The organism is Alcaligenes sp. SJTW-7 (assembly GCF_047716895.1).
In the GTDB taxonomy this organism is placed as follows: Bacteria; Pseudomonadota; Gammaproteobacteria; order Burkholderiales; family Burkholderiaceae_B; genus Alcaligenes; species Alcaligenes ammonioxydans.
Genome location: NZ_CP136682.1, coordinates 1,756,232 through 1,779,340, shown reverse-complemented (window position 1 = coordinate 1,779,340; position 23,109 = coordinate 1,756,232). Strand labels below are relative to the sequence as shown.

29 protein-coding genes are annotated in these 23,109 nt (G+C 54.9%); 2 read left to right on the top strand and 27 right to left on the bottom strand.

Going from position 1 to position 23,109, the window contains the following annotated elements; all coding sequences use genetic code 11:
• Positions 1 to 39: 39 nt before the first annotated feature.
• The 16 genes from rplT to RSQ48_RS07970 form a co-directional block, all read right to left on the bottom strand.
• On the bottom strand, positions 40 to 399 hold the full coding sequence (gene rplT / locus RSQ48_RS08045; protein WP_003800365.1) for a 50S ribosomal protein L20: 360 nt from the start codon (positions 397 to 399) through the stop codon (positions 40 to 42).
• A gap of 16 nt (positions 400 to 415) precedes the next feature.
• Entirely contained in the window at positions 416 to 613 is a 198-nt protein-coding gene (gene rpmI, locus RSQ48_RS08040; RefSeq protein ID WP_003800367.1) for a 50S ribosomal protein L35, read from the bottom strand.
• Positions 614 to 1,063: 450 nt separating this feature from the next.
• Positions 1,064 to 2,587 carry a YifB family Mg chelatase-like AAA ATPase gene (locus RSQ48_RS08035; RefSeq protein WP_415302321.1) on the bottom strand — a complete coding sequence of 508 codons (1,524 nt, stop codon included), beginning with the start codon at positions 2,585 to 2,587 and terminating at the stop codon, positions 1,064 to 1,066.
• Positions 2,588 to 2,695: 108 nt separating this feature from the next.
• Complete coding sequence (locus tag RSQ48_RS08030; RefSeq protein WP_003800370.1) at positions 2,696 to 3,373, bottom strand: pentapeptide repeat-containing protein; 678 nt, start codon at positions 3,371 to 3,373, stop codon at positions 2,696 to 2,698.
• A 94-nt stretch (positions 3,374 to 3,467) separates the two neighbouring features.
• On the bottom strand, positions 3,468 to 4,667 hold the full coding sequence (locus tag RSQ48_RS08025; protein ID WP_003800372.1) for a CynX/NimT family MFS transporter: 1,200 nt from the start codon (positions 4,665 to 4,667) through the stop codon (positions 3,468 to 3,470).
• A 42-nt stretch (positions 4,668 to 4,709) separates the two neighbouring features.
• Positions 4,710 to 5,000, bottom strand: coding sequence for an accessory factor UbiK family protein (locus RSQ48_RS08020; RefSeq protein WP_003800374.1), 291 nt, complete (start codon positions 4,998 to 5,000; stop codon positions 4,710 to 4,712).
• A gap of 106 nt (positions 5,001 to 5,106) precedes the next feature.
• Positions 5,107 to 5,595 carry a hypothetical protein gene (locus RSQ48_RS08015; RefSeq protein ID WP_003800375.1) on the bottom strand — a complete coding sequence of 163 codons (489 nt, stop codon included), beginning with the start codon at positions 5,593 to 5,595 and terminating at the stop codon, positions 5,107 to 5,109.
• Between the two features lie 319 nt (positions 5,596 to 5,914).
• Complete coding sequence (gene ptsP / locus RSQ48_RS08010) at positions 5,915 to 7,627, bottom strand: phosphoenolpyruvate--protein phosphotransferase (protein WP_193353485.1); 1,713 nt, start codon at positions 7,625 to 7,627, stop codon at positions 5,915 to 5,917.
• Between the two features lie 60 nt (positions 7,628 to 7,687).
• Positions 7,688 to 7,957: an HPr family phosphocarrier protein gene (locus RSQ48_RS08005; protein ID WP_003800381.1), complete on the bottom strand. Its 270-nt coding sequence runs from the start codon at positions 7,955 to 7,957 to the stop codon at positions 7,688 to 7,690.
• Positions 7,958 to 7,993: 36 nt separating this feature from the next.
• A complete protein-coding gene (locus RSQ48_RS08000) occupies positions 7,994 to 8,401 on the bottom strand; it encodes a PTS sugar transporter subunit IIA (protein ID WP_415302320.1) in 408 nt (135 codons plus the stop codon).
• The gene (gene gshB / locus RSQ48_RS07995) at positions 8,398 to 9,360 is read right to left on the bottom strand and encodes a glutathione synthase (protein WP_059317679.1); all 963 of its coding nucleotides are present in this window, start codon (positions 9,358 to 9,360) and stop codon (positions 8,398 to 8,400) included. The genes RSQ48_RS08000 and gshB overlap by 4 nt, the downstream gene beginning before the upstream one ends.
• Positions 9,361 to 9,488: 128 nt before the next feature.
• Positions 9,489 to 10,013, bottom strand: a complete 525-nt coding sequence (infC, locus tag RSQ48_RS07990; RefSeq protein WP_080584954.1) for a translation initiation factor IF-3 — start codon at positions 10,011 to 10,013, stop codon at positions 9,489 to 9,491.
• Between the two features lie 46 nt (positions 10,014 to 10,059).
• Entirely contained in the window at positions 10,060 to 11,982 is a 1,923-nt protein-coding gene (gene thrS, locus RSQ48_RS07985; RefSeq protein WP_059317680.1) for a threonine--tRNA ligase, read from the bottom strand.
• Between the two features lie 230 nt (positions 11,983 to 12,212).
• Complete coding sequence (locus RSQ48_RS07980; protein ID WP_003800390.1) at positions 12,213 to 12,458, bottom strand: DUF333 domain-containing protein; 246 nt, start codon at positions 12,456 to 12,458, stop codon at positions 12,213 to 12,215.
• Between the two features lie 580 nt (positions 12,459 to 13,038).
• Positions 13,039 to 13,218, bottom strand: a complete 180-nt coding sequence (locus tag RSQ48_RS07975; RefSeq protein ID WP_039943019.1) for a hypothetical protein — start codon at positions 13,216 to 13,218, stop codon at positions 13,039 to 13,041.
• 36 nt (positions 13,219 to 13,254) lie between these two features.
• Positions 13,255 to 14,193 carry a carbohydrate kinase family protein gene (locus RSQ48_RS07970; protein ID WP_157784334.1) on the bottom strand — a complete coding sequence of 313 codons (939 nt, stop codon included), beginning with the start codon at positions 14,191 to 14,193 and terminating at the stop codon, positions 13,255 to 13,257.
• 251 nt (positions 14,194 to 14,444) lie between these two features.
• Between RSQ48_RS07970 and RSQ48_RS07965 the strand changes: the two genes are divergently transcribed.
• Complete coding sequence (locus tag RSQ48_RS07965; protein WP_003800394.1) at positions 14,445 to 14,738, top strand: hypothetical protein; 294 nt, start codon at positions 14,445 to 14,447, stop codon at positions 14,736 to 14,738.
• A 154-nt stretch (positions 14,739 to 14,892) separates the two neighbouring features.
• Here the strand turns inward: RSQ48_RS07965 and RSQ48_RS07960 are convergent, their stop codons facing one another.
• The 7 genes from RSQ48_RS07960 to RSQ48_RS07930 form a co-directional block, all read right to left on the bottom strand.
• Entirely contained in the window at positions 14,893 to 15,135 is a 243-nt protein-coding gene (locus RSQ48_RS07960; RefSeq protein WP_415302319.1) for a DUF333 domain-containing protein, read from the bottom strand.
• 42 nt (positions 15,136 to 15,177) lie between these two features.
• Positions 15,178 to 15,645: a WG repeat-containing protein gene (locus RSQ48_RS07955; RefSeq protein WP_415302318.1), complete on the bottom strand. Its 468-nt coding sequence runs from the start codon at positions 15,643 to 15,645 to the stop codon at positions 15,178 to 15,180.
• Between the two features lies 1 nt (position 15,646).
• Positions 15,647 to 16,411, bottom strand: coding sequence for a class I SAM-dependent methyltransferase (locus RSQ48_RS07950; protein WP_415302317.1), 765 nt, complete (start codon positions 16,409 to 16,411; stop codon positions 15,647 to 15,649).
• Positions 16,412 to 16,425: 14 nt separating this feature from the next.
• The gene (locus tag RSQ48_RS07945) at positions 16,426 to 16,878 is read right to left on the bottom strand and encodes an NfeD family protein (protein ID WP_240208734.1); all 453 of its coding nucleotides are present in this window, start codon (positions 16,876 to 16,878) and stop codon (positions 16,426 to 16,428) included.
• Positions 16,879 to 16,901: 23 nt separating this feature from the next.
• Entirely contained in the window at positions 16,902 to 17,828 is a 927-nt protein-coding gene (locus RSQ48_RS07940) for an SPFH domain-containing protein (protein WP_003800403.1), read from the bottom strand.
• Positions 17,829 to 18,001: 173 nt separating this feature from the next.
• Positions 18,002 to 18,592, bottom strand: a complete 591-nt coding sequence (locus RSQ48_RS07935; protein WP_230406293.1) for a hypothetical protein — start codon at positions 18,590 to 18,592, stop codon at positions 18,002 to 18,004.
• A gap of 186 nt (positions 18,593 to 18,778) precedes the next feature.
• Positions 18,779 to 18,958, bottom strand: coding sequence for a hypothetical protein (locus RSQ48_RS07930; RefSeq protein WP_219235981.1), 180 nt, complete (start codon positions 18,956 to 18,958; stop codon positions 18,779 to 18,781).
• 169 nt (positions 18,959 to 19,127) lie between these two features.
• Here RSQ48_RS07930 and RSQ48_RS07925 point away from each other — a divergent pair, with 169 nt between their 5' ends.
• A complete protein-coding gene (locus RSQ48_RS07925; RefSeq protein ID WP_003800408.1) occupies positions 19,128 to 19,457 on the top strand; it encodes a DHCW motif cupin fold protein in 330 nt (109 codons plus the stop codon).
• Here the strand turns inward: RSQ48_RS07925 and RSQ48_RS07920 are convergent.
• From RSQ48_RS07920 to RSQ48_RS07905, 4 genes are all read right to left on the bottom strand, one after another.
• Positions 19,454 to 19,708, bottom strand: a complete 255-nt coding sequence (locus RSQ48_RS07920) for a hypothetical protein (protein WP_219235979.1) — start codon at positions 19,706 to 19,708, stop codon at positions 19,454 to 19,456. The genes RSQ48_RS07925 and RSQ48_RS07920 overlap by 4 nt on opposite strands.
• Positions 19,709 to 19,830: 122 nt before the next feature.
• Positions 19,831 to 20,139, bottom strand: coding sequence for a hypothetical protein (locus RSQ48_RS07915; RefSeq protein WP_240208736.1), 309 nt, complete (start codon positions 20,137 to 20,139; stop codon positions 19,831 to 19,833).
• A gap of 749 nt (positions 20,140 to 20,888) precedes the next feature.
• The gene (locus RSQ48_RS07910) at positions 20,889 to 21,509 is read right to left on the bottom strand and encodes a LysE family translocator (protein ID WP_059317687.1); all 621 of its coding nucleotides are present in this window, start codon (positions 21,507 to 21,509) and stop codon (positions 20,889 to 20,891) included.
• Between the two features lie 214 nt (positions 21,510 to 21,723).
• On the bottom strand, positions 21,724 to 23,058 hold the full coding sequence (locus tag RSQ48_RS07905; protein WP_415302316.1) for an MFS transporter: 1,335 nt from the start codon (positions 23,056 to 23,058) through the stop codon (positions 21,724 to 21,726).
• Positions 23,059 to 23,109: the final 51 nt, after the last annotated feature.

Below are 23,109 nucleotides of genomic sequence, written 5' to 3'. Positions count from 1 at the left end.
CCAAAGGCCCCGTTTGTGAACTATACAGTCAGATACCGCTTAAGCAGCCAGAGCGTTCTTAGCCTGTGCAACAATAGCAGCAAAACCTGCCTTGTCTTTAACAGCCAAGTCAGCCAGAACCTTACGGTCCAAAGCGATGGAGGCTTTGTTCAGGCCGGCGATAAACTGGCTGTAGCTCATGTCCAGTTCGCGGCAAGCTGCGTTGATACGGGTAATCCACAGCGAGCGGAATACACGTTTCTTGTTACGGCGGTCACGGTAGGCATACTGACCTGCCTTCATGACAGCCTGTTTGGCTATACGGAATACATTACCGCGACGACCGCGAAAACCTTTGGCCTGGGCAATGACTTTCTTGTGGCGTGCGCGTGCGTTAACACCGCGTTTTACTCGTGACATGTTCGATTCTCCCTAATCAAGCGAAAGGCATCATTGCTTTTACGGAAGCGACGTCGGCTTTATGAACCTCGACGGCACCGCGCAACTGACGTTTGTTCTTGGTCGTCTTCTTGGTCAGAATGTGACGCTTGAACGCTTGGCCCCGCTTGATGGAACCGCTACCACGAACCACAAAGCGCTTGGAAGCGCTTTTTTTGGTTTTCATTTTAGGCATGAAATTACTCGACTAATTTGTGTCTGCGGGTGGCCGCCAAAGAAACTGGCACGCACTTGTATGACCCAAAACAGGCACTTATTTTTTTCTTTGCCCGCTGCAAGAACAAATCCAAACAGGGGAAAAGCTCTTGATTATAGGATGATTCCTGGAAAATTGTCCAGACAGACCCCGGTTTTTTATAGCCAGGTCGTTGCTGACAGGCCCTCAATAAAACCAGTCCCTGCCACACCCACTGTCTACCCAGCAACACCGTATCACGGCCCGACACGGTGCTCATGTGTCTGTAGAGCTGGCCTGTAAACAAACAGGGTTATTCGTTCTCCCCCTATCCGCCCAGTGCGAACGTCAGCGAACCGCCCCCTTCGGGAATTTTCCACATCGTCCTTGAAGCGGGCGGCACCCGTCCATGTTCAACCGCCATCACGGTCTTCTTGTAGCCCAGCAGGCTTAAGGTAAATCCGGGCGGAACTGTAGCGCCTCCGCAATATGGGAGCGGGTCAGCTGGTCCACGCCCGCCAGATCCGCAATCGTACGCGCCACTCGCAGCACCCTGCCCTGCACTCTTTCCGACCAATGCCAGCGCTTGCGCGCGCTGCTCAGCAAAGCCATGGCATCTGCAGACAGGCCGACATGCGCTTTCAAGCCCGACACCGGCAAGCGGGCATTGCGCACCGCCTGACGCCTCACTTGCCTTTCGATCGCCTCCTGCACGCGTAACCTGACCTGAGCGGATGGCGTCGCTTCATGATCGCTCTGCGCCCCGGACTCGCTCAAGGTGACCAAGAGATCAATCCTGTCCAACATGGGGCCGGACAAACGTTGCCGATATTGTTCTCGTTGAGCGGGCGAGCAACGGCATGCCCGATGCCGACTGGCCGCCCAGCCACATGGACAAGGGTTCATCGCGGCCACTAATTGAAATTGGGCCGGAAAGACCGCCTGCTTCTGTGCACGGGAGATATGTACGCAGCCTTGCTCCAGGGGCTCGCGCAGCGCCTCCAGTGAACGTCGGCTGAACTCGGGCAGCTCATCTAGAAACAGCACGCCCTGGTGCGCCAGAGAAACCTCCCCCGGCCGGGGGCGGCTGCCCCCGCCAATCAGGGCTGGCGTAGACACACTGTGATGCGGGGCACGAAACGGAGGGCGTCGGCTGTAAAAATCCCGCTCCTGAACAAAAGAGTACAAGGCCGCCACTTCGAGTTGGGCATAGCGATCCAGATCGGGCAACAGGCCGGGCAGACGTTGAGCCAACATGGTTTTTCCTACACCCGGCGAGCCGTTCAACAAAAGGCTGTGACCACCGGCCGCTGCTACTTCCAAAGCACGACAGGCCAAAGGCTGTCCACGTACATCAGACAGGCAAAGCGACGGATCGTAAGTGTGCTCCTCTGGCCAGGGCTGAGCCAAAGCTGGCTCAAGCTCTTTATCACCCCGCAGATAAGCGGCTGCCTCGGCCAGGCTCGCCACACCTCGAACCTGCAGTTCCGGCACATGGGCCGCCACCTCCGCGCTGTGTCTTGGCAAAAGCAAACAAGGCGCTGGATGCCGCCGCGCCATTCCCAACGCAATCGTCAGCGCGCCTTGAACAGGAACCACTGCGCCCGTCAAGGACAGCTCACCGGCCATGACATAGCGCTCCAAACCCGTAATCGCCTGCTCACGCTGTCCATCATCACAGCGGCTAAGCTGGCCGCTGGCCAGCAAAATTGCCAACGCCACCGGTAGATCAAAGCGCCCCGAATCTTTGGGCAGATCGGCCGGAGCCAGATTGATTGTCAGTCGGGCAGCGGGAAAATCAAAACCGCTGGCTTGCAAAGCGGCACGTATTCGCTCCCGACTTTCCCGGATACCAGCATCCGGCAAACCAACAATATGAAAAGCGGGCAAGCCCGGAGCGACATGCGCCTCAACCCGCACATCGATTACATCCAGGCCCGACAAGGCACAACTGTTCAACACGGCCAAGGACATAGACCTTTCCCCTATCCTGAGGCAAACAGATAGCTTGCCCAGCCAAGGAAGAAAGTGCCAGATGGCGGCTCTGACTTGATCACTGCGTACTTGTACGCAACGCTGCCCCTACTGCACCCGCACCCCCATGGAACTGACTAGCCCGACCGCCTGTTCCACCGACAGACACGCACCTTGAAAAGAGTGGTTCAAGTCATAAAAGCTAATACTGCCCAACTCCACACTGCGCAAATCTGCCCCCTTAAAGCAGGTCCCACGCAGGCTGGCCCCGCGCAAACTGCCGCCCTCAAAGACGGCATCCTGGAAATCGCAGCCACCGAGGTCCGCATCGGAGAAATCCAGTTGCACCAGATTTTGCTTGCGGAAACTAATCGCGCGCAACGTAGCACCCACTAGCTTGCACTCACGCAGCCTCAGGTCCAAACCACGGGTTTCGTTGAAAACCGCAGCGCTCAACTTGGAGTCCTCGATTTGCAAGGAGGCAATCCGAGTGCCTAGCCACTTGCTCACGTGCAGATCACAAGCCCTAAAACGGGCCGAACTAAGGTCCGCCAAGCTGAAATCTGACTGACTCAGCTTGCAACGCTGCCAGACCGTGTCTTGCAAATGGGCTCGTGTAAAGCAGGTTCTCAAAAAACTGCAACCCGAAAACAGCAAACCTTCCAGCTCCAGCCCCGACAGGTCCTCATCATCAAAAATACAGTTCTCAAAACTCAAAGACGCATGGGCGCCGGCCACCAGATCGGCCAACTCATCTCTTGTGATCTGGACGTTACTGACGAGCATGCTGCCTTCCCCTCAAAAAAAAACAGAGCCCGCCTGACGGCACGGGCCCCTTGACTATCTGCATCATGCAATCTGACCTTGATCAGAGCAAAACTTAACGGCTGCCAGGCAAACCCAATCGGGACAGACGCCAGGCAATGATCAAACCCAAAATTGCAAAGCTGACTGTCGCGACCCACGCCCACTGCCACCCGCCCAACATATGCACGACTGAAGCCACGACAGGCGGCCCTACAAATTGACCCAGTGAAGAGCATTGCTGCACCCAGCCCACCGACGTGGACGTCGTCTCCGGGGAAGGCGCGGCCGTGACGGCCAGAAAAAACAAAGTCGCGGGAATCAAGCCGCCCACAATCGAGAACACCAGGATGGCGACAAACTGAACCACCAAGCTTTGTGTCAGTCCAAACGCAAGGACCGCACACGCAATCATGCCCAGGTAGCCTGCTTGCAACAATCTATGAGGCGGGATACCCGCATGCAAACAGCGCCCTGCCCCCAGATTGCCGATAACATTCCCCGCAGCAATCGAGGCCGTCAGCAAACCGGCGGTACCGACTGCTATCTCTGCCTGGTTATAAATAGTGGGCATAAAACCCACGACTGCCGCCCATTGCGCCGCGTACACGCCAAAGGCCAAAGCCAGCAACCAAACCTGGCCCGAGCTTAAGGTCGTGCGCAACAGACTGGACCAGCGAAGCGCCACAGTGTGCTGCACTGCACGCTTGGCTTGAGTCTGAGAATCGGGGGGCACAAGAAGAAAGGTCAAAACCATAAAGATGGCTGTCAGTATGCCTAGAACCACCCACAAGGTGCGCCAGGAGCCCACTGCCAGCCAGGCAGCGCCAGCCCACAGCATCAAGACCGCGCCGGCAGGCATATAACACCCCCACCAACCCATGACTCGGCTCAAGCGTGCCGCAACCGTAATACGTTTAATCAGGGCCGGGATGGGCAACACCACCATCAGAAAGCCACAGCCTTCGATCATGCGACCGAGCAATACCGGCGTGCTATGGTCGGACAGAGAGCCCAGCAGCGAAGCCAGAGACAAAATACCCAGCCCCGTCACAATGCAGCGGCGCAGACCAATCTTCTCGGAAATCAGACCAATGCACAGCCCGAGCAACATGCCGGCCATTTGCACACTGGCCAGCAAGAAGCCGGACTGCACCAAGTCCATCCCCAATTCCCGCTGCATAAAAGGCAAAGCCGGGGGGACCTTCCACACATGCAATGCGGCGCACACCCCGGTCACGACCAGAAAAACAGCAGTAAAAAAGGGGCTGGCCAATGGTGTGCCCCCAGGCCTGACGGTAGGATTCAAATGCCGTAATCAGCCTTGGCTGTCCGCTTGCTCAGGGACCTCGCCCTTGTCCTGGACTACCGGTGCCTGACGTCCTTCAAGGGCTTGCAAGCGGGTTTCCAAAGCGGCCACACGAGCCAGAGCGCGTTCGAGCATCAACTTGTAGGTATCGAACTCTTCACGAGTCACCAGGTCCATGCGATTGAAAGCCTGTCCCATAAAGGCTTTAACATTGCGCTCAATATCGGCAGCCGGGCTTTTGGCGATCAGCTCCGAGACATTTTTTTGCAGATCTTCCAGCCACTCGCTACGATTAATCATGGTCCTCTCCTGAAATTAGTGACACTAACAGCAGTATAGAAAAAGCGGGTACCGAAGGCACCCGCTTTTTGCATCTGGCCGCAAAAGCGACCGATTAATTCAAACCTTAAGGCTTGGACTGTTCAGAAGGCACAGTAGAAGGCGAGGAATCTACGCCATTGCCCAGCTTGCTCTGAATAGCGCTGTCCGCTTTGGCAGCACCTTCTTTAATGGCATCGCCTGTACGGCTGGCAGCGTCGGCCATGGCATCTTTAGCCTCAACGGCTTTCTCAGCAACTGCATCACCCGCTGCCTTGGCGTCTTCCTTCAGGTTATGGAGATTTTCCTTGGCGTTTTCTTCCTGCTTCTCTGCGTCTTTTTTGACGTCTTCAGCAACTTTATCCGCATCCTTCTTCAGCTCTTCCGTTCTCTGCTCCAAGGTCTTGTCAGCCTCTGGTGCAGGTGGAGTGGTGGCAGGCGCTGTCGATTGTGGAGCAGCAACAGGAGCAGGTGGTGCACTCGTAGCGGCTTTATCGTCCTCTTTGGAACACGCAGCCAGCAGAGTCATCGAAGCAGCAGCGGCCATGACAGCAAAATGAGCACGAGTCAGTTTCATAAGATTTCCTTCCTACTATTCCAAGGTCGCTAGATAGAATGGGCCGAGATCTGTTGCGACTGCCAGCTCGGCCTTGGGTCTGTTACAACTCCCCTAAGAGCCATTCTATCGGTGCTGGGCACACAGACCAATCTATTAGTGTAAATCCTGATTTCAATGAATCTGACGATATCGTGCAAGCGGGATGACAAACCCTTTAACAACAAGCACCTAGCGACTAGCTCGGCTTTGATGCGCTGTTACAAATAGAATCCCTCATAGGATCACAGCCGGGGTTTGTTACATATTTACCAAATTAAATAGACCTATTTTCAACTACTTAGGCAGCTAAGGTGGCCAAATCGATGCGCTCGGCGCGGTTTAAGGCACTGGCCACTTTCACACGCAATGCGTTGGAATGCGATAGACGCACTTCCTTTTTGACATCCAGCAATTGCTGCGGATGCATGGAGAATTCTTTCAGACCCAGCCCGAGCAGCATCCGGGTCACGGAAGCATCGCCGGCCATCTCGCCGCAGATAGCCACTGGCTTGCCGGCGCGGTCAGCGGCGTTGATCGTATGCGCAATCAAACGCAAAACAGCGGGGTGCATGGGGTCGTACAAATTGGCCACTTCAGCATCGCCCCGATCGACGGCCAACACATACTGAATCAGGTCGTTGGTACCGATCGACAGGAAATCGAGCTCCTGCACGAAAGGTTCGATAGCAATGGCAATGGCGGGCACTTCAACCATGGCCCCCAGCAAATAATTACGTGCAAACGGCGTGCCGGATTTCTCCAGTTCGCGGGCAGCCGCTTCAATGGCCTGCCGGCTGGCGTACACCTCGTTCATGGACGAGATCATGGGAATCAGGATACGAATCTGCCCATGCTGGCTGGCACGTAACAAGGCCCGCAACTGCGTGGCAAACATTTCTGGTCGATCCAGGCAGTAGCGAATGGCGCGCAAGCCCAAGGCAGGATTGGTCGCCACCGTCGCGTCCCCATCCAAGGTCTTGTCGGCGCCAATATCCAGTGTGCGGATCGTGACAACTTTGCCCTGCATGGCTTTGACCACGCGGGAATACGCCTCATACTGCTCCTGCTCAGAAGGCAAATCCGTGCGCCCCATGAACAAAAACTCACTACGGAACAAACCAATGCCATCGGCGCCCGCTTTCAAGGCAAGCTCGGCCTCCTCGGGAAGTTCGATATTGGCTTCGAGCCGTACATTAATACCATCCAGAGTCATCGCAGGGGCGTCCAGCAGCGCCTGGAGCTCGGCACGTTCACGGAGATAGGCTTCCTGCCGCTCCCGGTATTCGCTCAGAACCTGCTCGGAGGGATTCACTATGACGGCGCCTGAAAAGCCGTCCACAATCAGATAGTCCCCATCGCGGATCAAACTACGAAAACTGCCCAGACCCACAACGGCCGGAACGCCCAGACTACGAGCCACAATGGCTGTGTGAGAGGTCGGCCCGCCAAGATCAGTCAGGAAGGCGGCAAAATGGCCTCCCCGCAAACGCAACATATCCGCAGGCGAAATATCACGCGCCACGACAATCAGCGGCTCTTCGTGAGCGGCGGCAAAGCCGGGCAGCATGGCGGGTTTGCCAGCCAGGACACGCAGCACCCGTTCAATCACCTGACGCACATCGGCACCACGCTCACGCAGATATTCATCTTCCATCTGCGAAAACTGTTCGACCAGCATCTGGCCCTGCGAGGTCAAGGCCCATTCGGCGTTGTAGTGACGCTCGGCAATGATGGCACAGGTTTGCTGCGTCAACATGGGGTCGTCCAGCAAGAGGCTGTGCACCGTCAAAATAGGCGCCAGCTCACGCGGCGCATCCACCGGCAACTGGTCCACCATGGTGCGCAGTTCATCACGCGTACCGGCCATGGCGCTCAGCAAACGCTGACATTCGGAATCCACGTCCTCGGCGGCAATCCGGTAATGAGGAACTTCCAAGGCAGCTGCGCTCATCACCACCGCCTTGGCAATGGCGTACCCCTTGCCGACTGCTTGACCTTGAGCGGTAAACATCGCGGACAAATCAGACGCGGGGGTTCGAGCAGCAGCACTATTCATGACCGGTGTGGTTCCTTATTCGTTTTCACCAAACTTGGCGTCAAACAACGCCTGGATATCATTCAGGGCCTGATCGGCGTCATCGCCCTGGGCATCAACCACCACCGTGACGCCCATTCCGGCGGCCAGCATCATGACACCCATAATACTTTTTGCATTCACACGCTGAGAGCCACGTGCGATAAAAATCTCACTGCTGTAACGGCCGGCCAATTGCGTAAGCTTGGCCGCTGCCCGTGCATGAAGACCTAATTTATTACTGATCGTGATGGATACGCTGGGCATAGAGGCAACTGGAAAAATGAAAGTGAAAATTCAAAATCAGCAATGGCAGTCGGCGTGAATAATGCCACGCAATGCGCCTGCCATGACATCCTGAGCGAATTGCTCCGGATTGTCGCGTCGCTCGGTCAAAGCTTTCAATACCATGCACATATTGGTGCCGGTCAATAAATAGGCGCCCTGTCCCTGATCCTGTAAAGCCTGCTGGACCCGGCGCGCCACATTAAACGGAGTGGCGCCATACAGATCACACAGAATCAAGGTCGCCACGGCATCTGGCGCCTGCGTGTGTAATTGCCCCAGCAAGCGCTCTACCGCCGTGTCCGTGCATTCGTCCGCCTGAATATCAAAGACAAACAGATCGGGCTTCTCGCCCAGAACGTGCTCGGCGCAACTGGCAAACGCACTGGCCAGGGGCTCATGCATAATCAAGGCTAGGCGGATCACGCGCGTCCCGTCGCTTTCTCGACAGCCTGGACAAAGCGCTGTGCCACATCAAAGCCTGTCTGCTCGGTAATTTCGACAAAACAGGTTGGGCTGGTCACATTGATTTCCGTGACGTAGTCACCAATCACATCCAGGCCGATCAGCAGCAAACCACGGGCCGCCAGCACCGGTCCCAAGGTGCGGGCAATATGCCAGTCATGCTCGGACAAGGGCTGAGCAACCCCGCGACCACCGGCCGCCAGATTGCCACGCGTTTCGCCAGCCAGAGGGATACGGGCCAGGGCGTAAGGCACAGGCTCGCCGTCAATAATGAGGATGCGCTTATCCCCCTTGACAATCTCCGGAATGTAGCGCTGCGCCATAATGGTTTGCGTACCATTGGCAGTCAGCGTTTCCAGGATGGCACCCAGATTGGGTTCGGGATCCTGCAAACGGAAAATACCCATGCCGCCCATACCGTCCAGCGGTTTGACGATCACATCTTGATGCTCTTGGTGAAAGGCGCGCAAGCGACCCATATCACGGGTGACCAGGGTAGGCGGTGTGAACTGTGGAAATTCGGTAATGGCGAGTTTTTCAGGGTGATTGCGAATGGCTGCCCCTGAATTGAAGACCTTGGCCCCTTGCTCCTGCGCAAAACTGAGCAGGTGCGTGGAATAGGCGTACTCCATATCGAAAGGCGGGTCCTTGCGCATGATCACTGCGTCAAAGGCATTGAGCTCCTGCTCGATGGCCTGTTCGGGATGACTCCACCACGCAGGTGCACGCAAATCGGCATCCGCAGCAATGCTGACAGCCTGGCTGCGCGTACGAACCCGGCTTTGGGCGATATACAGATCAGACTGCAAGGTCACGCTGACGCGATGACCACGCGCCAGGAATGCACGCATCATGGCAACGGAGGAATCCTTGTAAGCCGACAGGCTGGGCAAGGGATCAATGATGAATAGAACGTGCATGTCACACCTAGAGAAAAACGCCTTTGCAAACCAGCTGCAAAGGCGATTGTGCCCGACTCGCTACTTGGGAGCGAATCGGGCAACGCATAATGCTCCTGGGCAGGCCCAGGCAGTATCGCGCAAAACGATCAGGACGCTTTCTTGCGAGGCGCGAGAACCATGACCATTTGACGGCCTTCCAGCTTGGGCATCGCTTCAACCTGACAGATTTCGCTAACTTCGTCGCGAATCCGCTCCAGCACGCGCATCCCCAATTCCTGGTGAGCCATCTCACGACCACGGAAACGCAAAGTCACCTTAACCTTGTCGCCATCGTCAATAAAACGTTTCACGTTGCGCAGCTTGACCTGGTAGTCGCCTTCATCCGTTCCGGGACGGAATTTGACTTCCTTGATCTGAATGATTTTTTGCTTGGCCTTGGCTTCCTGTTGGCGTTTTTGCTCCTGATAGCGGAACTTGCCGTAATCCATCAAGCGGCACACCGGTGGCACAGCCGCAGGGGCGATTTCCACCAGATCCACATCGTGCTGTTCTGCCATAGCCAAGGCGTCAGGTACCTTGACGATACCTAGCTGCTCACCCTCGACTCCAATGAGTCGCACCTCTGGAATACGAATTTCACCATTGATGCGATGTTTTTTCTCGGTTGCGATGTCGAAAACTCCTAAAAATGTCGATAAAAACGATAGCGTTCCTGTTTTATTGACGGCTATCGATCTCTTGTTTCAATCGTGCTGAAAAATCGGCTACCGGCATGACGCCCAAGTCCACGCCACCGCGTGCACGTACGGCAACGGCACCGTTCTCACGCTCTTTTTCACCCACGACCAGAATATAGGGCACTTTTTGCATACTGTGCTCACGGATTTTACGAGTGATTTTTTCACCGCGCAAATCAGAGGAGGCACGAAATCCCATTTTCTTCAGATTTTGGGCGACGGACTGGGCATAATCAGCCGAGCTTTCTGAAATGCAGCATACCACCACGTGCTCTGGCGCCAGCCAGGCAGGCAAGGCGCCGGCATGGTTTTCAATCAACATGCCAATAAAGCGCTCAAACGACCCCAAAATAGCACGGTGCAACATAACAGGCACGCGTCGCTGGTCCTGAGCATCCACATACTCGGCCCCGAGACGGGCCGGCATGGAGAAGTCCACCTGAATGGTACCGCACTGCCAGTGACGGCCAATCGCGTCTTTCAGGGTGTACTCGATCTTCGGACCGTAAAACGCCCCCTCGCCTTCCGAAATCTCGAACTCGCAACCGGTACGACGCAAGCTCTCGATCAGGGCTTGCTCAGCCTTGTCCCAGACGGCATCGTCACCAATGCGCTTTTCAGGGCGAGTAGCGACCTTGTACAAAATCTCGGTAAAGCCAAAGTCCGCATACACCGCTTGCAACTGGGCTGTAAACGCCGCGCATTCGTCCTGCAACTGGTCTTCCGTACAGAAAATGTGGCCGTCGTCTTGTGTAAATCCGCGCACCCGCATCATGCCGTGCAAGGCGCCCGACGGTTCATTACGGTGGCACTGACCGAACTCGCCATAACGAATAGGCAGCTCACGGTAGGAATGCAGACCTGAATTGAAAATCTGCACGTGGCCGGGGCAGTTCATGGGCTTTAGGCCATAAACGCGATTCTCCGACTCGGTCGTGAACATATTTTCAGCATAGTTATCCCAGTGACCTGTTTTCTTCCACAGCGACAGATCCAGAATCTGCGGCGCTTTCACTTCCTGATAACCATTGTCCTGATACACGCGACGAATGTATTGCTCGACCTGTTGCCAGATGACCCAGCCTTTGGGGTGCCAGAAAATCAGACCGGGGGCTTCTTCCTGGAAGTGGAACAGGTCCAGTTCGCGCCCCAGTTTGCGGTGGTCGCGGCGCTCGGCCTCCTCCAGCATGGTCAGATAGGCTTGCTGGTCTTCCTTGCTCGCCCAGGCCGTACCGTAAATGCGCTGCAGCATTTCATTGTTGCTGTCACCGCGCCAGTAAGCCCCTGCGACTTTCATCAGCTTGAAGACTTTCAGCTTGCCCGTCGATGGGACGTGCGGCCCACGGCACAAGTCGATGAACTCGCCCTCGCGATACAGACTGATGGGCTCGTTGGACGGGATGGAGGCAATGATTTCTGCCTTGTAGTCCTCACCAATGCTTTTGAAGAACTCGACCGCATCGTCACGCAGCCACTCCTCACGGGTGACCACTTCGTCCTTCTTGGCCAGTTCAGCCATTTTCTTTTCAATGGCTTCCAGGTCCTCGGGCGTGAAAGCACGCTTGTAGGAAAAGTCGTAGTAAAAGCCATTGTCGATCACCGGGCCAATGGTGACCTGCGCGTCTGGAAACAAGCTCTTGACCGCGTAAGCCAACAAGTGAGCGGTGGAGTGACGAATCACCTCCAGGCCGTCTGCGTCCTTGGCGGTAATGATGGCCAGATTGCTGTCCTGGTCAATCACATACGAGGTATCCACCAGCCGCGACTCGGTGCCTGGCGTGCTGACACGACCCGCCAGGGCCGCGCGGCCCAGGCCAGTACCAATCGAGTTCGCCACTTCGCTGACGGAAACCGGGCCCTCAAACTCTCGCTGGGAGCCATCGGGCAGTGTGATTCGGACCATAACACTTCCTGAAATAAAAAACGCGGCCTTGAAAAAGCCGCGCTTTTGAATTGAACGTTCTTGAAAAGCAAACGAAACGCTACGCGGCCACGGCTAGACTTGCCGACGGGTAGTTCGCGTTGAGTTCATAAGATTCTGCTTCCCAAATAACACATTTGATTGGATAAGTTTATCACCTTCCCCGCCGTCGCGATGCGGTATCGCTACAAAAACCACATTCGAAAAAGAATTCAATCCATACGGGGATACCAGCTACGGTAAAACGCCCACTCCTCCGACTCCGACCCATCTTTCATCAAACAGGTTCCATAAGCGCCACTCTCGCTTTCATGAACAATGGTTTGCCCACCCATGCGCTGACAAAAAGAGGATGCCAGATTCGTCTGGGCAACAGGCTTGGCCACGGTTTGGGGAGAGTTGGCACATGCCGACAGCATCAAAGACCCTGCACAGGCAGAAACTAAGCGGAAAAACATGATTTCCTTCTCCTTGATCTGAAGGTTGCCGATGTCTGAGATGTCCTCCGAGATGGGGACTGTCCAGGCAATCGCTACGACGCGCAGGATCGAAAATCGGAGTGCGCCAGTCGCGAAACAGATCGTGGAAATAGCTTACTACACTTGTCCAGCACGAAAAGCGGGCACAGCCAAGCGTGCAGCAAAAGCAACACCTTCAGTCAAAAAAGGCGCTGAAATCATGCCTGAAAAGAGACAGGTTATGACAAGACGCAACAGCGTCAGGCCTGGCTTACGAACGATGCAGCCAGAAAGACAGGAGAATGAAACCTAAAATACCGCAGCCGGCCAGCATTAATACCATAGGTACATAATCGATCAGATTCGAGGCATTAATCATGGCGTACATCCCAAAGTCCAACTTACAACAAGCTTAGGACTATGGTAGCGGGCCAGGCTCCGAACATGAAGTCAACGATTGTCAAGTTCCAGCACAGGAACGACACAACGACTTGTATTAAGCAACATCAATTTACTTCTGCGGCATAAACGGCGTATACCTGCTTAAAGGACGCCAACAGGCTTTCAAACCAGAGGGATATCAGGGCCCCCATCCAGTCAGCAGAGAGTAGACAGCATAGGCTAGCGGCACCGCCAAAGGCGTGACCATCAACAAACCCGTATCCCGCTTCCAGCTGTTCGGGCGGGTATAACGCAGTGTCACACCCAACAATAGCGTTACCAGCAGATACAGGCTAACAATAATGACGATGGCTGCCATATCCCCTCCCCGCGATCAAATGAACTGTTATCCCATTTAGGGCACAGGACTTTCATTGTCATCCTCTCCCAGCAGAGGAGGAAACGCATTGGCGGCCCATTGTTCCAAGCGCATTGCCGCGGCCTGACTGGCCACTGTCAGGGCGCGAGTCGGCCCTACGCCACGTTTCCATGCCAAGGCAAAGCTGGACAGAAACGCATCGCCCGCTCCGACGGTAGAACACACTGTCACCTTGCAAGCAGGCTGTACGTAATGCTGCCCCTGGAACAGCAAGACAGCTCCCTGTGCCCCCAAGGTAATCAACAAGGCTTGTTGCGCATGATGTTGCAGGCGGCTGGCCAGCGCACAGGCGTGCTGAACCGACAGGTCCAGTTGAATATCGGCGCCTTGAACACCGGCCAGCATTTGAGCCTCCACGGCATTCAGGCCCAACACATCGGCCTGCGCATAAACCTGCCTGAACCCCTGACCCTGATGCTGTAAGCAGGCCACACTGGGGTTGACTACCAAACAACTTGAATTGGCACTTTTTCCAGACAAAGCCTGTGCCAGGCTTTCCATCGGTTGCAGCGCCAAGGGGGCTACATAAACCAGATCGGCCAGCAGATCTTGCGCCTGCACACGCAAACAGGCATTCGCCCCACGACGGGCCAATACTGACGCACTACCAGACGGCTCGACCAGAACGATCGCTTTACCGGTTGGCTGATCGGGACAGAACTGGATACTGCCGACTGCCACCCCTAATTGTTCAAGATGCTCATGCAAACGAGCACCCAGGCCGTCCCGGCCCAACGCTCCCACGAGTCTGACCGTCTCGCCTTGGCCCATAAAACTCGCTGTCGCATTGAGTGCGCCTCCGCCAGGATACAGATCAATTGATCCCACCTCCTGCTTGTCACCACGCGCCAGCTCGGCCGGCATACCTGAAACCACAATATCAAGGGTAATACTGCCAATTGCTACAAGCTGCACCGTATACCTCGGCCATGAATAAGAAAGCGCCAATCTGCCTGGAGCAGTATACCCAGCCGCGGCCTCTCTTGGTCCAGGATAGAAAATCAGATCTGCGCTTTCAGTCCGCTGCTGGCGCCACCCCAACCGGCCATGCCCAGAGCCATAAAACCAGCTTGCTTTCATGGCGTAGACTGACGCATAAAAATCTAGCCCAAGATAAAAAGTCGTGCTAAATTACTGTTCATCCATACAGCAAAAAAAGAAGCATCATGTCCTATACCATCACTTTGCACGACGCTCCTTCCGATATCACTGAACGCGGCCGCCGCGAGGCTGAGGAGCGATTTCGCCGCAGCTTAGAAAAAGTCATGCAAGGCCCAGAGGCCGTGGTCCAGGCCTACCGTGCCTGGCAACTGGCGGAAGAAACCGCAGAGACCGAATTGTCTGGAGAAGATATTGCCTTGGCCAAGAAATGGATCGCTGCCGCCACGCGCGCCATGAGCGATGGTTTTCGTGATTTGGGTGAATCAGAAGCGTATTTTGAAGTTCGTATTGAGCGCTGATCCACGGCCATTTACGACACCCGGGCAATTCAAGCGATGAAGCACAGCTGGGACGCGGCGCATCACTACAAACAGGCTTGCCCCCAAGTCAGGCCACACATTTGATATCAAAAACATAAAAGCCAGCAATTTGCTGGCTTTTTAATATCAAACATTACGATTGCGGCGATGGATGGTCACGGCGCATCAATTCCCATTCTTCAATCACGCTGCCATCAGGCAAGGTACACATACCCACTTGCCCTGCCGCCGTCTGCACTATATCGAGGCGCCCTCCTTTTTCCACACAATAGGCCGAAGCGGGATTGGCCATACCGAGGGCAGGCGGGTTGGCTGGCTGATTTGCACAGGCGGACAAGACGCTGACAAGTCCCAGGATTCCCCATCTTTTCATCATGTTCTCCGGATAAGTTCTGCCGTGCAGTGTACTGCGCAACGTCTAATGGTCGGACGCAAAGGTTGAGCCTGGCACGGGGTGGACAATGCTGTCCCAATGCTGGCAGTACACCGAACGATGCTCTCCGTCCGACACCCGGTGACAATCCATACCAACCTGAGCCTTGCCATTCACAAAAGGAAAGGCAAAATCATAGCGGGCGGGGACCCAGATCCTTAGGGCCTCGTCGTGAAAGCCCATCTTCCCGTCATGCACAAAACGCGCCAAACCTTCTTTGAAATAATCCGGGCCATTATCGTAAATAAAGGGTCGCAACAGCGCTTCACCGCGATGATTCACATAAACCCAGCCGTGCTCATCTTGAATCAGGCGCTGACTGTATGCAGACGTACCAAACGTGAAGATCAAAAGCAGAAACAAGGCTTGAATCCAGAATAGCCCTTCTGCCCGCAGGCCTGCCTGCACGCGACGGACGATAGTACAAATCGCCCCCGCCATGCACAGCGGCATTTCAGTCCTGGCGCTTGTATGCTTCAAACGAGATGATTCCGTCAGTGTCCTGCGGCATTTTTCCATACTGGTAGCCACCTGATACGCTTATCTCGGTAAAGCCGACCTGCTCCAGCGCCATCCGCATCTCCTGTACCCCCCACCAGCGCAGCGAAAACTGCTCCAGCTGGGTTTCCAGCAAAACACCATGTTCCCAGAGCTCATAGCGATGCATTTCCCGCGTAAGCTGCGCGCAATAATCCTTTTCCAAGGGGGTCGCATTGAGGGTAATCAAGCCGTTTGGCGGGGCCGACCAAGTCCGCAAACCGGGCTGCACATTGACAATAGCAGCCACCGGGTCCAGATCCAGCAATAAACGTCCACCCACCTTCAAACTGGCATGAAAACGGCGCAAGGCCAGCAAACCCTGCTCAAAGGAGTCCAGCAGTTGAAAAGAGCCGGCCGGCACCACAATCGCCTCCACAGGACGATCGACGCGGTAATCCGTAAACCCCGCCAACTCCAGTCGCGCCGTCAAGGAGCGAAGCTCCAGCTCTCGCTGGCAGTAATCCAGCATTTCCTGAGAGATATCAAAGCCACTGACATCGAGCCCGGCCTGTAACAAGGGGATGAGCATGCGCCCCGTACCGACTGCCGGCTCCAGAACAGGTCCGCTTACACCGCGCAAGCGCTCCAGATAATACTCAACATCTCCAAAAGAACGTCCTACCGGCTTGTCCAGGTGATACACCAAGGAAGCCAACTTTCCATAGCGATTATTCATCATGGTTCTACATGTACCTATTTATGCTGCTCAACAGCCTGAACACGCATTTCAGCGCCTTCCACCGCCAAGACCACTACGACAGCGCCCTGCTCCAGACTCTGGCTCGCGCTAGCACTGTAATAACTATCGTTAAGCCGAATACGACCTCGGCCATTCACAAAACCTTCGCTCACCTGCGCACGCGCCCCGACATAGGCACTCAAGCCAGTGTTGAGCATGTCGGGTTGATTCGCCCGGCTGCGCCGTTGCCACCGTACGCCCACGACCACCCAGCCAATCATCGCAAGCGCCAAAATCACCCATTGCAACCACACGGGAGCATGGGGCCAGGCGGCTGAAAACAAGCCCACGGTCAGAGCCCCCAGCCCCAGCCAAAGCAGATAGACGCCGGAGATGACAACCTCGGCGGCAATCAGGACAAGGCCTGATACCAACCATATCCAAAAGGAATCGAAAATAAACGACACGATCACCTCCTTCCGCCCTGCGTTTAACCCTGGCCCGAGTGACCGGCGGTGGACTTTAACAGCTCTGCGACGCCGGCTACGGCACCGGTAATGCCGCTGGCCTCCAACGGCATCAATACCAGCTTGCTATTGGGGCCATTGCCTACGTCCCGCAACGCTTCCACATACTTCAGGCCCACAAAGTACTGCAAAGCCTGTACGTCCCCACTTTTGATTGCCTCCGATACCTCGCGGGTGGCACGCGCTTCCGCCTCGGCTTCACGCTCACGCGCCTCGGCCCGTAGAATTGCCGACTGCTTTTCACCCTCGGCACGCAGCACAGCAGCCTGCTTTTCCCCTTCAGCCTGCAGGACCTCGGCTTCTTTCTGCCCGCTGGCCTTGGTCACTACCGCACGGCGATGACGTTCCGCCGTCATTTGCAAATTCATGGCTTCCTGCAATTCCGGCGCCATGTTCAAGTCACGGATCTCAACACGTGTCACCTTCACGCCCCAAGGTGTCGTCGCTGCATCCACCGCTGCCAGCAGGCGATCGTTGATCACTTCGCGATTGGACAGCATGTGATCCAGTTCCATCGAACCCAGAACCGAACGCAGGTTGGTGGTGGTCAGATTCACAATCGCCATTTCCAGGTGATCAATTTCATAGGCTGCCTGAGCCGCATTGTCGATGCGATAAAACACCACACCATCGGCGGTAACGGCCACGTTATCGCGAGAAATCACGTTTTGCGACGGCACATCCAGCACGGATTCCATCATTTTGAGTTTTCTGCCGACACGGTCCATAAACGGAACCAATAAAGACAGGCCCGGCGTCAGCGTACGGGTATAGCGACCAAAGCGTTCCACCGTCCATTGCTGCCCCTGAGGCACTACTTTGACTCCGGCCATCACCACGACCACCGCCAAAAACGCCAACATCACTACAAAGGTAAAGGAGCCACTCATGTCGTCACCCTCTCCAAGAACAAAGCTGAAAAAGCAATTCTAGCCCAGCCTCAATGACAGCTCAGCGAAAGAACGTCATTGCGCGGCCCTTTCCGTTGACAGCATCCAGCCACGTTATCAAACCCGACAAACAGGCCAGCACGCGTAAAACAGGTGGACGCCACTGAGCGGCATTAATTCAAAATGTCGTACAAGCGGAAAATCCACAGCCCTTTATAAAGCAGCGTCCACACAACTAAAGCGGCCTGGTAACGTTGGCTGGGCACGACCATCGCGATCAACCCCATGACAATAAATACCGTTTGCTGCAAGGGATACTCCAGTCCCAGACTGAGAAAATAGGCTTCTCCCTTGATGGCGGTGTCGATCAAATCCATGATCTGGATGAGTACAAAAATACCGTAGAACGAACGCCGCCGAGTCTGGAAGTAATCCTCAAAGCCCCGATACTCCTGCAGGCTGGAAGGAAAGAGCAAGGAGGCCATGATGGCAAACACGCAGGTATACAGAATCAGGAAAAAATACAGCGGAAAGGACCAGACTTGCACTTTGACCAGGCTGAACTCATACCACCAAAAATGGATAATCGTCAGAAACAGGTACAGCACCCACCCCATATGAATGGGGTAGATGCGTTTGGCTTTGGGATGCTGAATGAACTCGGAGACGCCCACAATCAGACGGGAAATGCTGATCCCCAGCACCATACCGATAATGATGCGAACGTGAACAAAATGCTCGGGGTGGATCAACTCTGGCGGCATGGCTTGTCCTTGCAAAGTGACAAATCCTGGCCCACATTAACAGAGTCGTTTCGGGGCTCCAAGCGCGTACTTTCCCGCTATGAGCTCTGACATTTACGCGATTGTCCTGCGTCCCCTCATCGAACACTGACGGCTCTGTTGACGAAGGGACGGAAGGCGCTCGATCCGCAAGACGGCCCCAGCCTGCTAGAGATCAGCCTTAGAGCTGCGGCTGCCCGGCTTGCCCGACAAAACATCCAGACCATCTACCCTGGTGATGATTTCATAAGGCGTGGCGCTGCGATTGGTATAAACCAAGACGCAACGCTCGCCTGCTTTACCCGCCAGCTGATAGTTTTTCTGCCCCAGGCTGCTGAAAATCGTCAAAAGCGTGTCGTGCCCTTGTTAAGCGCGAGTATTCCTCGCCTCCCTGCACTTGTGACATCAGCAAATTTCTAAATTGAAATCGTCCGTATCAGGCAAAATTCGTAAGGCAGCAAATCAAATCTTTCGAACAGGCCTAGCATGAACCTCATTCCTCTTTAAGGAGCCACACATGGATATTCAGAACTTACCTTTTTGCACCGTCAACTGGTCCGACATTAACCCTACAGAGCACAAAGGCGAAACCGGCATGGCCCTGTGGCGTACCCAGCAGTTTGGCCCCATTCGTGTACGCATGGTGGAATACAGCCCCGGTTACCTGGCCGATCACTGGTGTGTCAAAGGCCATATGCTGCTGTGTCTGGAGGGCGAATTGGACACCGAGCTGCAAGACGGGCGCCGCTTCACGTTAAGGGCGGGGCAGTCCTACCATGTGGCTGATAATGCCGAGCCACATCGTTCCTCCACCCAGACAGGCGCCAAACTCTACATTGTGGATTAAGGCCTGTTACTCGCGACGGTGGAGGACTGCGAGATGACCGCCAGTGTGCCGATCGTATTGGCCGCTGTTCTGCCGGACATCTTGATGCAGGGCATCAGCGACATGGGGGTACGCTGATCGTAGGCCCGTTCTAGCCCCACTTCAATCCCGGTAAAAAAGTTTTTGTCACCACGAGTCTGATGACAGATATCAGGGAAACCGCAACGGGTATTGGCAGCCTGCCTTGGGCGCTGGTTTACCAACGCGCCCATCGCGAACGTAGGCTAGACCGGGGCCGATGTTTGCCTTCCTCGCCGACCTGACCGCCAGGCTGAATTGATGACTGCCTTGTGGGAACATGCGGGCGAGCAACCCAAGGCTGGGACGGCCTGACTTAAGCCAACGCCCATTGCCCCAGCAACACGATGCCTCGCAGAACCAGTGCCGCCGCAAATATCCAGATGTGTCCGAACACGAATCCAAACGTTGCCCAGCCCGCGGCTCCACTCACTTGTCTGGCTGAAAGCTCCATTCTTATGGCGATGACCAACAAGACCACTTCCAGACCAATCGCGGCCGGTACGACCCAATCCCAGGGAAAGGACAGCAAGTAAACAAACCCCACAAAAGCCGCTCCCAGGCCGGTCATCCAGGAAGCGACACTAAGCAGATCGCTCATATAGGCCCGATTTGAATTATTCATTACACCCTTTGCCCACATCCACGCTTAACAAACCAGGGCCAAACGCCTTGGTCCATTCCCTCAGGCGCTATCTTACAAGTTAATGGCCGCACAGAGATGCCTGAGCTGTTTAATGCCTTTGCTACGGGCCAAGGTGACAGGCACCGGTTCGTCGATGACCGAGGGGATGAGCTGAGGCCGCTGTTTCCACTCAGACACTGCAACGGTGATTACTGATAAATACAGAGACCCAACCATTGCTTGAAATAAAACGCATTAAAGCGCGATCCATAGAAACCCAGAAAGCAACTCGAAAATAGCCACAGCATATAAAGTGATTTTTATGCAAAATAACAGCATGCATAAAAAAAGCCGCCCAAAGGCGGCCTGGCGGGCAAAAGACTCCGTTTTTAATGAGTGTTTATAGTGAATCGTGTTTATTCGGAAAATCACCGGGCCAGTTCATCGGTATATCGTTCATCCTCACCTCCTGCTGCTTGGTTAATAGTGAAAGCGTAGAACGAGTTTTCATCCTATCAAAAAGAAACCAAATCGCAAGCGTCTTTCATACTACCTAGTGTTTTCCCTGCATCAATGCACATCCAGGAAAAAACAGGGGCCGCGCGTTGCCCTGTCAGTCTGTTTGTTTGTTTGCATATTTTCTCTGCAAACCAAAAACAGTCAAAAAAACAGGAGCGTAGGGATAAGGATGTAAAAAGGAAAAAAAAGCGCTCGTGCGAGCGCTTTCTTGGCCAAGCTCAATGCAGATGTTATGAACGTCTGGCCATGGCAAGGATCAAACCAAAGCCAATCATCATGCTGCCACTGATACGATTCACCCAACGCAGCCCCTGCGCATGCTGCAGCACCCCGGACAGCCGCGTACCCACATACGCGTAGGCGGCGATCGCAATCACCTCCAGCAACAAGAAAATCACGCCCTGAATCATAAAACTGGTCCAGTAATTATTCATGTCCACAAACTGTGGAAAAAAGGCCGTAAAGATCAGGATTGCCTTAGGGTTGCCAATCGCCACCAAAAACTCCTGACGTGCCAGCCCCCGGATATCCGTTTTGCCTAGCTCTAGCTGCTCTGTGGATGCCCTGCCATTGGCACGCAAAATCTTGATGCCCAGCCAGATGAGGTAGGCCGCGCCGGCAAACTTGACGACGGTAAACGCCGTTTCAGAGACCATCAGCAAGCTTCCCATCCCCAGCGCTGCCACCACAATCATGATCGCGAAAGCAAGCAGGCGTCCCATAGCCGCGACCAGGGCCGTAGACACCCCCTGCTTGGCGCCCACGGTCATGGACAAGAGATTATTGGGCCCAAAAGCCATGTTCAAGGCAAAGCAGGCGGGCAGAAACAGCAAGACACTACTGGCATTCATGATGGTACGGACTCCATAGACAATGCCAGCACTTCATTCAGAAGTGCTGGCATTGGTGGACTGACAAAGACGGGTTCAAACCTGATACCGGCGCCCCCTTGAAAGAGGACCTGTTAGCACAAGTAAGTATAACGAAGCTCCCCCAATCCAACAGGCTGCCAGCCGATAGCGACCAGGAAGGCCGTTTTAGGAACGGCCTGGCAAACCCTCAGAACTAACCTGCTACGGCATTCATGGCTAGCCGCGAACTACTGCGCAACGAGGCCAAAAACACGAGAAAGGCCAGCATGGCAAGAACGCCCGGTACCGCAAAAGCCATAAAATTCATTTGCAAGGGCAAGTTGGCTGCCATCAGAGTCCCCCCCAGAAAAGGTCCTGCAATCGCACCCAGACGCCCCACTCCCGACGCCCAGCCCAGACCCGTGGAACGCATGGACAGCGGGTAGAATTGCGCCGCATTCGCATACAGCAGAATTTGCGTGCCTATCGTCGTCGCCCCGGCGATCACGATCAGCAAATACAGGAGCAAAGTCGGGCTTTTGAAACCCAGCAGCGTAATAGAGACCGCTGACACCAGAAAGAACCATGCCACCACCTTGGGCAAGCTGAACCGATCTCCCAGCCAGCCGCCCAAAATGGCACCGAACATCCCCCCCAGATTCAGCGCCACCAAGAAAGACAGGCTGGAGCCCAGGCTGTAACCGGCATTGGCCATCAGTTTAGGCAACCAGGAACCCAGTGCATAAACCATCAGCAAACAGCAGAAAAACGCTAGCCAGATCATCAAGGTGCCCAGCAAACGCCCATCTTTGAGCAGATCCAGCATGGGCACGCCCGCTTTTTTCGGCTCATTCAAGGTCAACACTGTCTGCTTTGACACCTCCATTTCCGGCGCCAGTTTCTGCACAATCGCCCGTGCCTTGTCTTCTTGCCCCTGGCGCATCAGAAACGCCAGCGACTCGGGCAGTTTCCAGACAATCAAAGGCAGCAGCAAAAACGGTATGGCCGCACAGAAAAACATGGACTGCCAGCCAAAGCGCGGCAGCATATAGATGCCGATCGCCGCCGACAAAAGGCCACCCAATGAATAGCCACTGAACATGATCGCCACCAAGGTGCTGCGCGACCGCTTGGGCGAATACTCATTCATCAAGGCCACGGCATTGGGCATCAAGCCCCCGCAGCCCAAGCCAGCCAGAAAGCGATACACACCAAACTCGGTCGGTGAGGATGCAAAACCATTGAAAAATGTGGCCAGACTGAATAAGGTAAAGCAAAGGGTGACCCCCTTTTTGCGGCCAATCCGATCAGCCAGGGGCCCGAACACAAACGCGCCGAACATCATGCCAAACAAGGCGTAGCTGCCCAAGGCACCAGCCTGTACCGGAGTCAGATTCCACTCGTCCATCAGCACCGGCAAGACCACGCCATAAATGAACAGGTCATAGCCATCAAACACCAGCAGCAACGCACACAGGCTCATCACCAGCCAGTGATAAGATCCAAAACGAGCCTGCTCAATGACTTCATTCACTTTTATTATTTTCATGATTTGTCTCCCCCAATATGGAGTTTCTGTCTTGATGCCATTCGCTCTACA

Bases quoted from the DNA above. Each gene is read 5' to 3' on its own strand.
- rplT (WP_003800365.1), bottom strand. From the start codon at position 399: ATGTCACGAGTAAAACGCGGTGTTAACGCACGCGCACGCCACAAGAAA.
- rpmI (WP_003800367.1), bottom strand. From the start codon at position 613: ATGCCTAAAATGAAAACCAAAAAAAGCGCTTCCAAGCGCTTTGTGGTT.
- RSQ48_RS08035 (WP_415302321.1), bottom strand. From the start codon at position 2,587: ATGTCCTTGGCCGTGTTGAACAGTTGTGCCTTGTCGGGCCTGGATGTA.
- RSQ48_RS08030 (WP_003800370.1), bottom strand. From the start codon at position 3,373: ATGCTCGTCAGTAACGTCCAGATCACAAGAGATGAGTTGGCCGATCTG.
- RSQ48_RS08020 (WP_003800374.1), bottom strand. From the start codon at position 5,000: ATGATTAATCGTAGCGAGTGGCTGGAAGATCTGCAAAAAAATGTCTCG.
- RSQ48_RS08015 (WP_003800375.1), bottom strand. From the start codon at position 5,595: ATGAAACTGACTCGTGCTCATTTTGCTGTCATGGCCGCTGCTGCTTCG.
- ptsP (WP_193353485.1), bottom strand. From the start codon at position 7,627: ATGTTTACCGCTCAAGGTCAAGCAGTCGGCAAGGGGTACGCCATTGCC.
- RSQ48_RS08005 (WP_003800381.1), bottom strand. From the start codon at position 7,957: ATGCCCAGCGTATCCATCACGATCAGTAATAAATTAGGTCTTCATGCA.
- gshB (WP_059317679.1), bottom strand. From the start codon at position 9,360: ATGCACGTTCTATTCATCATTGATCCCTTGCCCAGCCTGTCGGCTTAC.
- thrS (WP_059317680.1), bottom strand. From the start codon at position 11,982: ATGGTCCGAATCACACTGCCCGATGGCTCCCAGCGAGAGTTTGAGGGC.
- RSQ48_RS07980 (WP_003800390.1), bottom strand. From the start codon at position 12,458: ATGTTTTTCCGCTTAGTTTCTGCCTGTGCAGGGTCTTTGATGCTGTCG.
- RSQ48_RS07975 (WP_039943019.1), bottom strand. From the start codon at position 13,218: ATGGCAGCCATCGTCATTATTGTTAGCCTGTATCTGCTGGTAACGCTA.
- RSQ48_RS07965 (WP_003800394.1), top strand. From the start codon at position 14,445: ATGTCCTATACCATCACTTTGCACGACGCTCCTTCCGATATCACTGAA.
- RSQ48_RS07960 (WP_415302319.1), bottom strand. From the start codon at position 15,135: ATGATGAAAAGATGGGGAATCCTGGGACTTGTCAGCGTCTTGTCCGCC.
- RSQ48_RS07955 (WP_415302318.1), bottom strand. From the start codon at position 15,645: ATGCCGCTGTGCATGGCGGGGGCGATTTGTACTATCGTCCGTCGCGTG.
- RSQ48_RS07950 (WP_415302317.1), bottom strand. From the start codon at position 16,411: ATGATGAATAATCGCTATGGAAAGTTGGCTTCCTTGGTGTATCACCTG.
- RSQ48_RS07940 (WP_003800403.1), bottom strand. From the start codon at position 17,828: ATGAGTGGCTCCTTTACCTTTGTAGTGATGTTGGCGTTTTTGGCGGTG.
- RSQ48_RS07935 (WP_230406293.1), bottom strand. From the start codon at position 18,592: ATGCCGCCAGAGTTGATCCACCCCGAGCATTTTGTTCACGTTCGCATC.
- RSQ48_RS07925 (WP_003800408.1), top strand. From the start codon at position 19,128: ATGGATATTCAGAACTTACCTTTTTGCACCGTCAACTGGTCCGACATT.
- RSQ48_RS07920 (WP_219235979.1), bottom strand. From the start codon at position 19,708: ATGGGCGCGTTGGTAAACCAGCGCCCAAGGCAGGCTGCCAATACCCGT.
- RSQ48_RS07915 (WP_240208736.1), bottom strand. From the start codon at position 20,139: ATGAATAATTCAAATCGGGCCTATATGAGCGATCTGCTTAGTGTCGCT.
- RSQ48_RS07910 (WP_059317687.1), bottom strand. From the start codon at position 21,509: ATGAATGCCAGTAGTGTCTTGCTGTTTCTGCCCGCCTGCTTTGCCTTG.
- RSQ48_RS07905 (WP_415302316.1), bottom strand. From the start codon at position 23,058: ATGAAAATAATAAAAGTGAATGAAGTCATTGAGCAGGCTCGTTTTGGA.